This is a genomic window from Reichenbachiella sp. (assembly GCF_039941815.1).
Classification (GTDB): domain Bacteria; phylum Bacteroidota; class Bacteroidia; order Cytophagales; family Cyclobacteriaceae; genus Reichenbachiella.
In genome coordinates, this window is sequence record NZ_JBDVDW010000027.1 from 188703 (window position 1) to 203966 (window position 15264).

The following is a 15264-nucleotide window of genomic DNA, read 5'->3' on the forward strand; positions in this document are numbered from 1 at the left end:
CTTAGCTTTCTATGTTCTCCACGGTGAGGTCTGGGTGATTTATCGGTACGGCTATCCTGAAAGCTATGAATGGAAAAAGCGGGTTGGGCAGCCAATACTTCCATCCCAACATGGAGGTTTTGATACCAGTTGTCGACTCAAAATGATACCAGAAGTAAATGAATTTGTAAGGACAAATGCCTGGAATACCTGAGAATTTGAATCCAAGGGTCTTTAAGTTTTTTTCAGCTATATAATAGTTGCCTTCAAAGGAAAACATCCCCCAACCTTTTTCTCCTTCGGCTATCAGTTCGCCCGAGGGATTATGAGTTATCCTGATGCGTCTTTTTTTATTGTTCATTCTCTATAAGTGCGAAATATCACCCAAAAACCAATGCTTCATCAATCGCTTAGCTTACTAATTTTTTTCTTCTTGTAGCATGGGAATCACACTACCGGTAAAAGATTCAAATTCCACTTTTAGGTTTTCAAGGTTCATACTGGAATATCGCAATATGGCTCCGGACCAATCTTCCAGGTTCCATTCACCAACAACCAAATCATGTTTTTGTAGCATGGCTGAGTCCACCTGCGGCCAGATATTGACATATAAGTAAGGCTCGTTGATGGAGTCGTCCCCGGGAGACAGTCCAATACCGATACTCTTAGTTATTTCTTTGTTCTGATCTGTCTCCAATGGAATGAGGGTAGCCAGATCAAAATGATGAGGCCAGCAACGGATGTCATGGGCATCCTCCCATTTATTCACTATATCCGACAATACCTCAGCTGTAGTTTGATACAACTCGGCTAGTGCATTCAGCGCCTCAGTGTCAACATAAAGGGCCTTTGAATAATCATATTTTTCGATTTCATAGGGCAGATCCAAATTGATGGCTTCTGATGCGATGTCGATTTTGGCAAGCTCCTGCTTCATCCAAATCAGTCCTTCATTTACCGATCGTCCCGACATTTCCAATGCTGCTTTGCTATCATCATTGACAGTGATGTACAGCGCAAACGTCTCGAAAGTAAGCCCAACCCTAATTTCACCATTTGAATTGGTGACAGGCAAGGATTGCAAAGAATTGAGTTGAGAATTCCATTCCAGGCTTGATCTACCATCAGTAGGGTCGTGAGGCAGAATATTTCTAGGTACAGCGCTTACCAATTGAATTGCCTGATGCAAACTCTTCCGAGTCTGAGTTAAAGTGTTTTTATCAATTTCCTTCATATTAGTTTATGGCTATTGGTGATTTCCAGTTTTTCTAAAGGTATAAATATCATCTCCGTAAATCGCTGATCCTCTAAAGCTAAAAGTCTCTATCGTAGACACACTGGAAGTAGGTGCTATACAAATGATGCGACAAATTTTCAATATAATCATAAGAATACCTCAAACATGATTATTTGATGCCTGCATAGTTTACTCCTGTCAGCTTGTATAGATCCCAATCGAAAGTGGATAAATCCTCTTTGTTGAATTGGCTGATGTCGTTGTAGCCACAGGATCTGGCAATTACCCGAATCAGGTCATTGCTTGCTCGGAAAAAATTATTTAATCGCTCTGCAGAGTTCTCTACGATCAATCTTGATCTCAGATTCTCTTTTTGCGTGGCTATCCCTACCGGGCAATTGTTGGTATGACAGGCCCTCATCCCAAGACAGCCAATGGCCTGTAAAGCAGAATTGGATACGGCTATGGCGTCGGCACCCAGCATCAGCGCCTTAGCAAAATCTTCAGCGATCCGTAACCCTCCTGTGATCACGAGCGAGACATCATGAACTCCTTGCTCGTCCATAAATTTTCTAGCTCTTGCTAATGCGGGAATCGTCGGTACGTTGATATTATTTCTAAGTACGGTAGGAGCGGCTCCTGTGCCACCTCCTCGACCGTCCAGGATGATATAATCAGCTCCAGCCTCCAAAGCGAAGGCTAAATCCTTTTCGATGTGACTGGCAGCGAGCTTATATCCTACCGGTATCCCGCCAGACACCTCTCTTACTTTGGCTGCAAAGGCTTTGAAATCATCCATCCCTTTGAAGTCTGGAAAAGTGGCCGGACTTATTGCCGAATGGCCAGGCTCCAACCCTCTCACCGTAGCTATTTCACCTTGTACTTTATTGCCAGGCAAATGGCCGCCAGTACCCGTTTTTGCCCCTTGCCCTCCTTTGAAATGAAAGGCTTGAACTTTTTCTATTTTATCCCAGGAGAATCCGAATTGAGCAGAAGCCAGCTCATAAAAATATCTTGAGTTGTTGGCTTGTTCGTCGGGTAGCATGCCGCCTTCTCCTGAGCAAATACCTGTACCGGCTTTTTCGGCTCCTTTGGAAAGGGCGATTTTGGCTTCTCGTGACAGGGCTCCAAAACTCATATCGGAAACAAACAAAGGCATGTCCAGTTCCAAAGGTTTTTTGGCTCGTGGCCCTATGACCACTTTTGTGGATACAGCTGCGTCATCCAACAAGGGTCTCTTAGCCATTTGTGCAGGTAAAAACTGCAGGTTTTCCCATTTTGGTAGCGTATTTCTATCGACACCCATGGCTTCGGTAAAACCATGGTGACCCAGGTTCTTCAAGCCATTTTTGGCCAATTCTCCAATTTCTCTAGTGTATGGCTCAGTGCTCTCCGGATGGGTATCGGCGAAGGTGCCTTGATACTCTTCTCGCTGAAAAGGCTGAGGGTTGTCGTTTTCGAATGCAAGCACTTCGGCTCTGTCTACACAAACGAATTCATCCTTGAGGATTTCCTTAAACTTGTGGAGCTTTTCAGTATTGTTGTAAGCACTCACGCCAGTATCGTATCTATAGTCCCAATTGTGCAATCCACAGACAATGTCGTCACCGATGATCGTGGCGTCTGACATCAGCGCACCTCTGTGCTGACACCTCCCATATAGCACGGATACTTCCATACCGTATTTGATAAGTACGAGATCAGTATTTTCAGCCAAAGCATAGGCTGGGACTTTTTCTTCTAAGCTGTCGATTTTTACTAGTTGGATCAGCGAATCTGCCATGGGTAGTGCGAGTTTAGTGGTATCGTAATGTGGTGTTTAATTTTCAGTAAAGCAAAACACCATATTCGGGATTGTACTTCATCGGTCATTTCGAAAAAGAAATACTTATTCTGAATTTAAACATTATCAACGAAACACTAATAGAACAGAGAATGTTCAATTCTTGTCATCGAGACGCTATAGAATTGATTTATAAAGCTTATAAAAAAAGAGTACAGAGCTCACACCTATTAGTAATCAGCAATACCAAAATACTCATGGCGTCGCTGAAAGAACATTTAGTCAACGTTTTTTACGAAATCGAAACATTCTGATTTTTCCTGTTTCGTGAATGTAGATAGAATTCCGAAATGATCTGTGCCTTCTACCGCTATTACTTTGGTACTCATTCCGTATGCTGTTAGTTCGGCAACTGTCTGAGCATATCGTTCGATTCTATCATATTGACATACGATGCATAGGGATAAGGAAGAATTTTCTTCGGGCTCAAAGGAATTAAAGTTGGCAGGGTCCAGCAAGACGATTCCTCGTACTTTGTTTTGCACTAGTTGCGCCAACTCATAAGCATGGAAACCTCCAGCCGAAAACCCAGCGAGATACACATTTGATGGATCCACATACTCCGTATCGATCAGGGCTTCCAAAAATAATTGAAACTGTTGTTGCTCTCCATTTTTAGGGCTTACGGCTATCATTCCTTCCCTTTGTATAATCTCAATCATACTCCCTGTGACGCTTCCATTTCGAAGGGTAGAAATAGTAAAAAGCAACGGCCTGTTTTTCAAGTCTTCAATTCCTTCAGGAATATAAAAGTTCAGGTCCATTTCATAATAAGTATCTTCAAATGCACTTTGGCTTGCAGGATTGTAGTCAAATACAATTGGTTTTCCCAATTCAGGAATGGTGAAGGTATTTTTGGGCACGTCATCTTCATCACATGCAGACAACCCCAAGACTAGGATCAACATTGTATAAAAAGCTAGTTTCATGCTTTTACATTTTTCTTTCCTTCAAAAAACACTATTGTCTTGATTAACCCCTAGAGTAGACATAGAATCAAGTGGAATCATTTCAAACTTTAATACTAAATCTGGTATTGACTCGAGTCAATTTTTTCTATACGTTTAATCTACTCATGTTTTAAGCTATCCACAGGGTTTCCTAAGGCTGCTTTCAGTGACTGGCCACCTACTACGGCAAAAGCTACTACGGCTGTCGACAAAAAGGCAATGAGCACAAGCTCGAATCCAAGTGAGGTTCGATAACTGAATGATTCTAACCAGCGATTAGCTAAAATAAATGCTATTGGCGTGCTGACAAGATTAGCTATCAATACAAGCCAAAGAAATTTGCCGGTAATCAGCTTCACCACTGAGCCAGCCGTCGACCCTAATACTTTTCTAATGGCTATTTCCTTGTTTCTGTCCTTGAGTGTCATGTTGGCAATGGAGAACATGCCTATAAAGGCTATGAAAAAAGACAGCATAGTAAGACCAAACATCAGCTGACCTAGTCGCTGCTCTTCCAATATCAACTCATCAAAGACATGATCCAGGAAGAAATAGTCAATAGGAGCACCTCCGGAAATCTGATCCCATGCACGTTCTATACTGCTCAAGGCATCGGCCACTTCTCCGGCCTGCATTTTTATACTTATATAATCCAGCGACTCCTCGCGGTAGAAAAAAGCGAATGGTTTCGTTTTCATCTTGAGGTCTGTGTACTGAAAATCTTTCAATACACCGAGGACTGTTCCGTATATAATTGAATCTCCATCCTGTCTGACCGGAATGGTCTGACCCAAATCCTCCTCCTTCAGACCCAATTCTTCAAACGCGACTTCATTGACCATGAGATTATAACCGTGTTTGTCGCTTTCCATATCTTTGGAAAAGGCTCTGCCTGCTTGTAGCTCGAAACCCATCGTTTCAATAAAGTCAGCATCTATTGCCACATAATTCATTATAAAAGGATCAGGGTAGCCGACGCTGGTAGTCCAGTTGAGCCGTCCCAATACTCCGCTGGCATTGCTCACACTTTGTATTTCGGAAATCTTGAGTAGTTCATTTTTGAGGGTTTGAAAATTGTCAATTTCTCTACCATTTTCAATAATGAGTACCTGGTCCGGTTCAAAACCTTTGTCCGTTCCTTTCATAAAATTCAACTGCTTTTGCACAACAAGAACCCCAAGAATCATTAAAGCCGAGATTGCGAACTGCACGATCAACAGTCCATATCTCATCTTCTTGATGGGTTGACCCGTCGTATTTCGAATCCCTTTTACCGCCAGGGCGACTTGGTAGGTGGACAAATGATAGGCAGGAATCATTCCTGCAAGTATGCCCAGCAGCAAAACGACTCCCGAAATGATGATAATGAGCCATGTGCCATCAGGGTCAAGAAGAGTTAGTTGCTTGGAGAGGAGTGGATTGAGATTGGTCAGGGCAGCTTCCGTCAGCAGGAACCCAAAAAACAAAGCAATACTCGCGGTAAGTAGTGTCTCTACGATAAATTGACCGATCAAGGTATATTTATTGGCACCGAAAACCTTTCTTACGCCGACTTCTTTGAATCTACGCACTGATTGCGCCATGGTTAGGTTTACATAATTGAGACAGGACACAAGTAGCACGAATATGGCAAGGACACTAAAAATTCGGATACTATTAATGTCTCCATTCGCCTGTAGTTCCCATTTCAGATGGGAATACAGATGAATACTGGTGAGGGGTTGGGTGTAGATTTGATTGTAATTCTCCTGCTCTTCTTCTATATAGCCTTCATAGAATGGCTGCAACTTGGATTCAAATGCGGTCAGATCTGAAGCTGGATGCATTTTGATATAGGTATAAAAATTATACCATCCCCAATTTTGCTCCAATCTTTCGAAATCTATTCGTGTAAGAAACCCAAACTGGAAATGCGACTCTGTCGGGAGGTCGGCTAATACTGCCGAAACCAAAAATGTTTTTGGTGCGGCACCGATGAGCAGTATTTTTTCTCCTACTGCATCTTCTTTGCCGAAGTATTTGATGGCCATTTTTCTGGTCAATACTATTTTATCAGGCGTATTGAGAGCGGTAGACTGATCCCCATGCAGAACAGGAAAACTAAAAACATCAAAAAAGGTAGAATCTGTACGAATCAGATCTGATTCGAAAAACTGTCTTCCATCCTCTGTCCCCAATCGAAAATGTGCCCCCCAATTTGGAAACAAGCGTACCGCTGAAGCCACTTCTGGAAAATCTCTCAATAGAGCAGGAGCCAGCGCTGGAGGAGTAGTAGCATCCGGTATTCGATTGTTCTTACTATCGACAAAATCTATTGGGACCCGATAGATTAATTCTGCCTGCTTGTGAAATCGGTCATAGCTCAATTCCGAATGGAGGTAGACAAAGATGAACGTGAAACAGGCTATCCCTATCGAAAGGCTAAGAATATTGAGAAATGCACTGATTTTGTGCTTGATCAAATTGCGTTTGGCGAATTTAATATGGTTTAATATCATGATGGTATGTTTTGAGTGATGACCGTGTATTGCAAATGGACGAAGAAAATTGATTACTTGTATCCAATAGAAAAGTGCTGCACGCCAGCCTGGCATGCCTTGTGTCTCGAGTTCGTAGATCTCATGGAGATCTCCTTTTATTTCTTCCAGAAGCTCCTTCTTGCAAAACCACTTCAAAAAGTAATCTGCAAATCGAGGAGGTGATGATGGATCAGGCAAGTCCATAATTCAGGCCATTCCATGCCAGATCAGGGATTTTGTCCCAAAGCTCGTTGCGAAGTGTACGATTAGCTACCAGGGCCTTCTTTCCACCGGCAGTGATTTGAAATAACCGCTTTCGCCTACCCCCTCTTACATGAGTCTCTTCAGCCAGTTTGGATTTTAAAAATCCTTTGGATTCCAATCGATTCAGTGCAGAGTGTATAGCACCCAGTACCACCTTTCTACCGGTCTGTTCCTCAATAGCTTGTCGAATGTTTACCCCGTACGCCTGAGGATAAAGTAGCCCAACTACAAGTAGCACTACCTCTTCGAACTCTCCTAATTGTGTCCCTTTCATATCTAATAAAATTGATTCAATTTATACAAATGTATAAATTGTTTTATCAAATACTACAAATATGTATTTTGATATTGAGAATTGTCGTGATAATTCTTTTTATAGAATCTGAATAAAGGAACTGTAACTCACCTTCCTCTTACATGGTAGCCAATTTCAATACTTTTTCAAGTAAAGTTTCCTTTGTGAATGGTTTTACCAGGTAATCTAATATGCCTATCTCTTTGGCTTCTCTTTGTGCGATATCCTGACCTACCGCACTGATCATAATGACTTTGGCTTTGAAATCTACATCGTTGAGCTCGTCCATCACATCCAATCCAAACATATCAGGAAGCACATTGTCAAGCGTGATTATTTCGGGCTTAAGAATCAAAGCCAGCTTGATGGCATCCTCACCGTTGGCCGCTTCTCCAATCACATCATATCCAGCTTCTTCCAGAATATTTTTGATGGTTTCTCTTTGAAATTTTGAATCGTCAACTACAAGAATAGATGTCATGCTGAATGTATTTTCGGGGTTAAAAATGCAATTAAATATAGTCATTCGTGGCTTTGACCTCACCCATCTGGAATAATTAAATGACCGGTAGACATCATTTTACGCTGATACCCTAGAGGGTCAGCAGAAGTACTAATAGATAATATGCGTAATTAATTCTGACAATTTGTAATAAAATTGTGTTTTATTGTGATTTTTTTTAATTATTTTGGCAGTTGTAGAAAATGGTTGGACACTGTTCAAAACAGTGGTCTTAGCTTAATATTAGTACCTACGCGGTCTGACCATGAAATATCTACTCACTCATCTACTACTTTTTGTTTCCTTTTTTTGTTTAGGACAGGAATTGGCTCCCACCATAGTCAGCACGGCTGGTGGTACATTTTCTGATGACGATATTCAGCTCAGTTGGACCCTTGGTGGAAGCGTACTCGACTCTTATTCTAATACAGATATCATTTTATCCTCAGGAGTTCAGTCCGAAGATATTGCTCCATACGTACTAGGTTTGACTGCCTATGCACTAGACATTCAGCTTTTTCCAAATCCAGTTAGCGACAAACTCACGCTCCAATTTGAGGAAGTCGCATACTTTAGGGTACTCATCTCAGACTTGACCGGAAGATTGTTGTATGCTGGCAGCAATGAATACGCTAATCAACAGGTCATAGATGTAGATTATTTGAATATCGGCGCATATGTCGTGCAGGTATTCGACGGAGAAGAAAGACCAATCAAAAAATTTAAACTCTCAAAAATCAGGTAATTATGAATAAGATCTTACCGCTCAGCCTAATTCTGCTTCTATCGACTTCATTCGTACTGGCGCAAGCTCCGGGTGCATTTAAATATCAGGCTATAGCCCGGGATGCCAGTGGCAATCCAATCGCTAATCAAACGGTCAATTTTGAAGTAACATTACTTCAAGGAAGTGCCAATGGATCCTCGGTCTATTCCGAAACTCACTTGGTAAGCACCAATGGTTATGGATTAGTTGGAATGACTATCGGTGAAGGAGATGTGACTACAGGATCTTTTGATGCAATCGATTGGTCTGGTGGCCCCTACTTTATACAAGTTGGTATAGATACCAGTGGCGGCTCAAGTTTCCAAACACTGGGAACTACTCAGCTACTGAGTGTCCCCTATGCGTTGTATGCTGAGTCGTCAGGTAGCTCCGAACCAGGGCCTAAAGGTGACAAAGGTGACACGGGAGATCAAGGTCCTCAAGGTGAGGCAGGAGCGGACGGTGAAGATGGAGCTACTGGTGCCACAGGAGCTGCAGGTCCGAAGGGTGATACAGGAGATACCGGAGCGGACGGTGCCACTGGACCGCAAGGGCCAGCTGGGCCTGCCGGACCACAGGGAATACAAGGTTTGCCTGGTAATGACGGAGCGACTGGCGCAACAGGACCTGCCGGGCCAACTGGACCTCAAGGTCCAAAGGGCGATAAAGGAGATGCCGGAGCGGACGGTGCCACAGGACCACAGGGACCTGCCGGACCTACCGGGCCTCAGGGGATACAAGGTTTACCTGGTAATGATGGAGCGACTGGCGCAACTGGACTAACAGGAGCTACGGGACCACAAGGCCCGAAGGGTGATACAGGAGATACCGGAGCGGACGGTGCCACAGGACCACAGGGACCTACCGGGCCACAGGGAATACAAGGTTTGCCTGGTAATGACGGAGCGGCAGGCGCGACTGGCGCAACTGGTGCCACTGGACCCCAGGGGCCAAAAGGCGATAAAGGAGATAAAGGAGATGCTGGAGCGGATGGTGCAACAGGACCACAAGGGCCCGCTGGACCACAAGGATTACAGGGACTACCGGGTAGTGACGGTACGACCGGTGCAACAGGGCCTCAAGGACCAACTGGCGCTACTGGACCTCAGGGAGCGACCGGTGCCACAGGAGCGACTGGTGCTACGGGACCTCGCGGCCCGGCAGGTCAGGATGCCAACGCAGGCACTCAGTACTACTATTTGACCGCTCAGGATTTTGAGGTTTATGATAATTCAATCGAAATCAACTACAACATAGCTTACGACAATACTGGTGGTCTTCAAGATGGCAGAGCCTATCTAACAGGGGGAAAAGATCAAGAAGGGTGGATGATTGCTAAAGTCAATCTACCAGATCAAGTGACAGTAAAACAGGTAGATGCTGTGACAGATGATACAAGAGGACTCGGCGCTACAGTTTATTTCATGGAGCTGCCATTTGCGGCAAATGGGGAGGGTGCTCAAAACTTGGGTAGCACGATTGCATCGTCTGGTACTAAACTAGACCTGGTGATTAGTATTGATAGTCAGGTAGATACCGCAAATAATATTTATTATATCCTTTTTAAATGTTTTACTCACGATAGTCTTCCCATCAATAACAGTATTTATAGAGTAAGAATCACATACAACAATTGACATATCTGACTGGCATGACTATAGAAGACCATATTATTATTTAGAATCGTTCCAAACAATTTGGAAAATCGGATAATGCCTTCTAGTTTTGTTTAGAATTATTCTAAATAGAAAAAGTTGCCAGCTACACGCACATTTTTAGTGAATCCTAACTACGTCTCGATGATGGGCTGGAAGCAAATCATCGGTGAGTCCCCACACTTTCAAATAGTTGGGGCAGCGGAATCTATATCAGAATGGTCACCTGACGTGTCCCAAACACTATTGCTGGCAGATTTATCTCAGGCCAACTCAGAAGTGCTTCCCAAAATTTCACAGTTGATGGGTCGGTCAAATATTGACCTATTACTTGTCGTTGATCTGGAGAATACCAATCTCATTCAAGAACTGAAAGAGATCGGAATTCGAGGCATTCTAACCACACATTGCGATGCACAGGAAATTAAAAATGCATTGGAAAGCATTCGCTTAGGCAAGAGGTTTTATTGTGGTGACATCCTTGACGTTCTCATGCAGCCGCCTACTCCAGAGAAATCTAACAAAAATCTGGAAATACTATCCAACCGTGAAATTGAGGTGCTGAAATGGGTGGCCAAAGGGCTGACCACAACCCAAATCGCTGACCAGCTCCATGTGAGTACTCATACGATCAATTCTCATAGGAAAAATATGCTGAAAAAACTCGAGCTGGCCTCTCCTGTCGAACTCATCGTGTATGCAGTCAAAAAAGGCCTTGTGGATCTAGGCTAAGCTACTCTACAATATTCAATCTAGGGCACTTGAGTCACCAAGTCATTGATATAGAAGCTACTCGACCAGTTGGTCAACCCGAGTGCTCTACCATATTCGGCTTGAAGCTCAACTAATTTTAGTTCCGCCGATATTTTTTTATTCTCCCGACTATTGATGAGAAATATGGAGCTTTCGCCGTTGTCAAATTTCGTTTTCTCCCCTTCCAGCATAGTTTCATAATTTTCAATAATCTGATATTGTTGAATGATCATATTCCTTAATACTATCATTTTGCCATAGGATTGAAACACTTTGTTGGTAACCTCTCTCGTTTTATGGCTCAGCTTCAAATCCCCTTCCAAAAGCTTGAGTTTGGTCTGCTTGAGTTTGGCGCGTTCCTTCCTGATAAACAATGGAAATGAAAACTCCACGCCTCCTTTATAGTTGTTAGTCACGCCAGTCAGGCTTTCGTCAGTGGTGTCGCCGCCAGTAATAAAATTGTAATTTAAATTCAGCACCGGTTTTATGTTCTCTGCCGCCAGCCTTCGATTCAGTTCGAGACCGTTCAATTTGGCTTCAAGAGTATTCAGGTCTGGATGATTCCTCATGGCGAAGTCTACATAATTGTCAACAACCAGCACTTCGTCATTATTCCAAACCGCGTCAGGCTGTGCTTGCTCAACGGTGGTCTCTGGATCCCAGATAAAATTCTGCATTTGCAGGATTGCATTTTGATACTCCATTTTGCTCTTTTCCAAAGTATTCATCCACGTTTGAACCTGTATCAAGGCTTCCACGGAATCTATTGTCGCATTTTCTCCATTCAAAGCTCCCGATCTGATACCCATGAAACGCTCTGTAATCAAGTCCAAATTGGACTCAGCAATTCTCATTTTTTGAAAGGTTTCAAACCAATGCCAATAAATATAGTTGGCATCAAGAAGAAGGTTATTGTATACCGCATAAGCTTCGTTTTGCAGGGTTCTTTGCTCCACCTTACCCATTTTCAATCCTATAGTTCTGGTGTTATGAATCATTCCACGCCCTATGGGTACGCTGATACCTGCATAGTATAGTCCATCTGCCGGCACGTTATTTTCAGGATTTAGAAATAGTCCATTATTTCTCTCATAACCAGCCTTCAAGTCCACATTGAGCAGAGTAGGAATCTTGACATAGGTATCCCAAATATCATAATAGTCCTTTCCCTGAAATTGCTTTGTATCATAAGTAGAGACCAGTTTAGGATCAAACGCTCCTCTGGCTTGTTGTACGGCCACCTCGCCTCGTTGAACAATCAGCTCGGCCTGACGTGCCATTGGGTGATGCTGTTTTACAAGCGAATAAAACTCTTCTAGTTTCAATACCTCCTCACCGGACTGCCCAAAACCTGGGGAGCCGAAAAGAATTACCAAACAGAATACGATCACTTTATTCATAGTTCGACTTCTTTTTGATATATGTGTCTTTGGCGTCATTGGTATAAAAATCAGGAGGAAATCCATTTAAGTTTCTCCACAATTCATACCACACAGGTACATTGTTGAGCAAGGCGATTCCATATACACCGCTCCCCAGACGTAATAAAGTGGGCCACGGCACTTCATCCTCATCTGGTACAACTAATATTCTAAACATACCATTTCTTGCCACCTTGTCATAAGCAATAATTTTGCCTCCGAAAGTACCGAAGGACATACCCGGCCAGCCATTGAATACCAGTGCGGGCCATCCGTCAAATTGTAACCTTACTCTACTCCCTTCACGAATCAAGGGCAAATCAAGAGGTCTGATATGCAGCTCGACAGCCATGTTATATTTTGATGGTACGAATGTGAAAATCTCCTGACCTTCTTTTACACTCTCGCCGATACCACTGCTGATGGCCTTGGTCACAAATCCATCTTGAGGAGCGGTGATAAAGTAGAAACTTGAACGTTTAGAGTAGCTTTCTTGCTGTATTGAAAGCTTATTGAATTGGCTTTCAGCGTCCATTTCTCCTGATAGGGCAGACATTTTATCAGACTGCGCTTTAGCTATTTTTTGTCTGAATTCATTCTCTATGGTATTCAGGGTGATTTGAGCATTGATATATTCATTCTGACTGGCTAGCCACTTGTTCTCTGCGGAGATCTTCTTATTCATGGCTGCCTGCAATTTTTGCCTTCTATTCTCCAGCTCGGTCAATGATTTCAGTCCTTGTTTGTACAGTGTCTCCTGCCGGATAAACTGTTTCTCAGCAATTTCAAAATTGATCTGTTCGGTAGAAAAATCTATGCTATCCGACTGCAGTTTGAGTACGGATTGCCGAATGTAGTTTCTGGCTTGCTCAAGTTTTAGCTTCCTGTTTCGTTCCAGGGCAGCTATCTGCTGATCCAGAGCCTTTCCCTTATTAGAGTATGCGTTGACGGAGGCTCGTTTGGCGTTAGCCTGATTTTGTGTCTTACCTACCAGATTTGGATCCAGATACTCTGTTTTCATTTCCGAGATGTGCAGTATTGTATCTCCTTTTGAGAGCAACTGGCCTTCTCGTACGTACCATTTTTCTATACGCCCCGAAATCAAAGAATTAATTGACTGCTCTCTGTTTTCAGGGTTGAGCGTAGTCAATGTTCCCCTGGCTCGGATATTTTGCGTCCAAGGCAGAAAAAGGCAAATAAAGAGCAATGCAAAGATCCCCGTGAGGAGATAAACGAACTTGCGGGTAGATTGCGAGTTTGTCACCTCCTGATAGGAAGAGAGATCTTTGAGTATTTCCTCCCTCTTTGTTGGACGATTTGAAATGTTAAGCATAGCTACTTTACTTTTTGTTTTTCTTGACCGTTTTGTGAATGTCCACAATTTTCCCATTCTCAAGAGTGACCACCCGGTCACATTTGTTAAGCATCAATGGATCGTTGGTCACTGCAAGCAGCGTCCACTCCTGTTTTGGGTCCGTTAGGATATTACTAATTCGTTTTCTATCCTCAAAGTCAAGACCGCTAAGCGCATTATTGTCCATGACTACTATTTTTGGCCTTTCGGCTAATGTTCGAGAGAGGATGATTTTTTGTCTAACGCTATCAGAAAGACCTTGGCCTTCTGGGCTGATCATCGTAGCCAGGCCTTTGGGCAGCTGCTTCAAAAAGCCATTGAGTCCGGTCTGATTAATCGCTCTTAAAATGTCTTCCATTTCAACATCGTCTTTTCCAACTGATATATTTTGAGCTAGCGTACCATGAAAAAGATCCTGAAGGTTCAAGTTATCTCCCACCACAGAGCGGAAACTATTTATATTAATATCCGAAAATGGAATTCCATTAAATAGAACCGAACCTTCATAGTTGTGATAGAGTCCTGAGGCCACAGATATAAGCGTGGTTTTACCGGATTCATTGCCACCGACAATACAAATTTTCTCCCCAGCCTTGACATCCAAATTGATGTCATCCAAAGCTTTTTTGGACTCCCCTTCAAATTGATAGGAAAGCTTGGAGAATTCTATCGGGATACCACCTTCCTTGCATACTTCGGTCAGAGAAATACCTTCTTCGTTTTCGAGCGGTACATCAGTGATTTGCCCAAGCTTCTCAAGGCCTGTCAGCACATCATAGACAGTCTCCATGGTCAAGATTAGTTTTTCTGCAGAGCTCAATACCAAAAGAATAATAATCTCAGAGGCCACAAACTGCCCTAAATTTATTTCCTGATTGATGACAAGAATACTTCCTAAAATCAGTAATCCGGCGGTCACAATCGTTTTGAATGCCACAATATTACTAAACTGGAAGATGAGTACTTTGAAGTGTTGTTTTCTGTACTTCAGGTAATTCGACACATATTCATTGGTCTTCTCTATCGGTAGGTTTGTCTCACCAGCCAATTTGAAAGTACCCATGACTCTGGCCAGCTCTTCCAGCCAGTGAGCGACTTGATATTTATATTTCGATTCGAGAATACTTGTTTTCAATCCCTTTGGCCCACTCAGATAAAAGATCAGTATCATCATACCGACAAGTAGAAAGCCAAAAAACACGAAGAATGGGTGATAGAGAGAGAGCAATATCATTCCAAAAAGAATTTGCAATGTCGAGCTTGAAAAATCAATCAATATTTTTGGCAATCCTTTCTGCACATTCAGCGTGTCAAAGAATCTGTTCATCAGCTCAGGAGGATAAAAGTCAGTAACCGCCTCCATCTTAAACCTTGGAATCCGATAGGCAAATTCGAAAGACGCACGGGTAAATATTCTTCTTTGTAAAAGCTCAGTAAGAGTGAGTTGCAAAATCTGAATGACACCGGATGTGGCGACCCCAAAGACTACAATAAAAATTAGAATCCCCCAGGAAGCCGAAAATTCAGCACTGATCACAAAGGCGACAATTGCCTGTACACCCAACGGTAAAGTCAGGTTGATAAGCCCATTGAATATGGCATAGGCGTATATGATAAATATCTCTCGCTGGTCCAAAGAAAGCATCCTAAACAATCGCTTGATTGGAGACAGTTTCAAATTCAAATCTATAATAGGGCTTTCCATATTCAGGTATTGCTACTCATT

Annotated in this window: 13 protein-coding genes; 3 read left to right on the forward strand and 10 right to left on the reverse strand. The window is 42.8% G+C overall.

All coding sequences use genetic code 11. From position 1 onward, the window contains the following. Nucleotide 1: 1 nt before the first annotated feature. The 7 genes from ABJF11_RS06655 to ABJF11_RS06685 form a co-directional block, all read right to left on the reverse strand. Entirely contained in the window at nt 2-340 is a 339-nt protein-coding gene (locus ABJF11_RS06655) for a hypothetical protein (protein WP_348118926.1), read from the reverse strand. A gap of 57 nt (nt 341-397) precedes the next feature. Beyond that, nucleotides 398-1213 carry a hypothetical protein gene (locus ABJF11_RS06660; RefSeq protein WP_348118928.1) on the reverse strand — a complete coding sequence of 272 codons (816 nt, stop codon included), beginning with the start codon at nt 1211-1213 and terminating at the stop codon, nt 398-400. 172 nt (nt 1214-1385) lie between these two features. Continuing rightward, nucleotides 1386-2999 (reverse strand): glutamate synthase-related protein, encoded by a 1614-nt coding sequence (locus ABJF11_RS06665; RefSeq protein WP_348118930.1) that lies wholly within the window; start codon nt 2997-2999, stop codon nt 1386-1388. 278 nt (nt 3000-3277) lie between these two features. Further along, a complete protein-coding gene (locus tag ABJF11_RS06670; protein WP_348118931.1) occupies nt 3278-3988 on the reverse strand; it encodes a hypothetical protein in 711 nt (236 codons plus the stop codon). Nucleotides 3989-4128: 140 nt separating this feature from the next. Then, complete coding sequence (locus ABJF11_RS06675; RefSeq protein ID WP_348118932.1) at nt 4129-6732, reverse strand: ABC transporter permease; 2604 nt, start codon at nt 6730-6732, stop codon at nt 4129-4131. Then, a complete protein-coding gene (locus ABJF11_RS06680) occupies nt 6719-7066 on the reverse strand; it encodes a PadR family transcriptional regulator (protein WP_348118933.1) in 348 nt (115 codons plus the stop codon). Before ABJF11_RS06680 ends, ABJF11_RS06675 begins: the two co-directional genes overlap by 14 nt. Nucleotides 7067-7205: 139 nt before the next feature. Further along, nucleotides 7206-7568, reverse strand: a complete 363-nt coding sequence (locus ABJF11_RS06685) for a response regulator (RefSeq protein WP_348118934.1) — start codon at nt 7566-7568, stop codon at nt 7206-7208. Nucleotides 7569-7854: 286 nt separating this feature from the next. Here ABJF11_RS06685 and ABJF11_RS06690 point away from each other — a divergent pair, with 286 nt between their 5' ends. The 3 genes from ABJF11_RS06690 (at nt 7855) to ABJF11_RS06700 (ending at nt 10742) form a co-directional block, all read left to right on the forward strand. Beyond that, nucleotides 7855-8334, forward strand: a complete 480-nt coding sequence (locus tag ABJF11_RS06690; RefSeq protein ID WP_348118935.1) for a T9SS type A sorting domain-containing protein — start codon at nt 7855-7857, stop codon at nt 8332-8334. Nucleotides 8335-8336: 2 nt separating this feature from the next. Beyond that, nucleotides 8337-9992, forward strand: a complete 1656-nt coding sequence (locus tag ABJF11_RS06695; protein WP_348118936.1) for a hypothetical protein — start codon at nt 8337-8339, stop codon at nt 9990-9992. 117 nt (nt 9993-10109) lie between these two features. After that, on the forward strand, nt 10110-10742 hold the full coding sequence (locus tag ABJF11_RS06700) for a response regulator transcription factor (protein WP_348118937.1): 633 nt from the start codon (nt 10110-10112) through the stop codon (nt 10740-10742). Between the two features lie 20 nt (nt 10743-10762). Here the strand turns inward: ABJF11_RS06700 and ABJF11_RS06705 are convergent, their stop codons facing one another. Genes ABJF11_RS06705 through ABJF11_RS06715 form a run of 3 tightly spaced genes read right to left on the reverse strand, consistent with a single transcriptional unit; the run spans nt 10763 to nt 15243 of the window. After that, nucleotides 10763-12163: a TolC family protein gene (locus ABJF11_RS06705; protein WP_348118938.1), complete on the reverse strand. Its 1401-nt coding sequence runs from the start codon at nt 12161-12163 to the stop codon at nt 10763-10765. Then, the gene (locus ABJF11_RS06710; RefSeq protein ID WP_348118939.1) at nt 12156-13517 is read right to left on the reverse strand and encodes an HlyD family efflux transporter periplasmic adaptor subunit; all 1362 of its coding nucleotides are present in this window, start codon (nt 13515-13517) and stop codon (nt 12156-12158) included. The genes ABJF11_RS06705 and ABJF11_RS06710 overlap by 8 nt, the downstream gene beginning before the upstream one ends. A gap of 7 nt (nt 13518-13524) precedes the next feature. Further along, nucleotides 13525-15243, reverse strand: a complete 1719-nt coding sequence (locus ABJF11_RS06715) for an ATP-binding cassette domain-containing protein (RefSeq protein ID WP_348118940.1) — start codon at nt 15241-15243, stop codon at nt 13525-13527. Between the last annotated feature and the right edge of the window lie 21 nt (nt 15244-15264).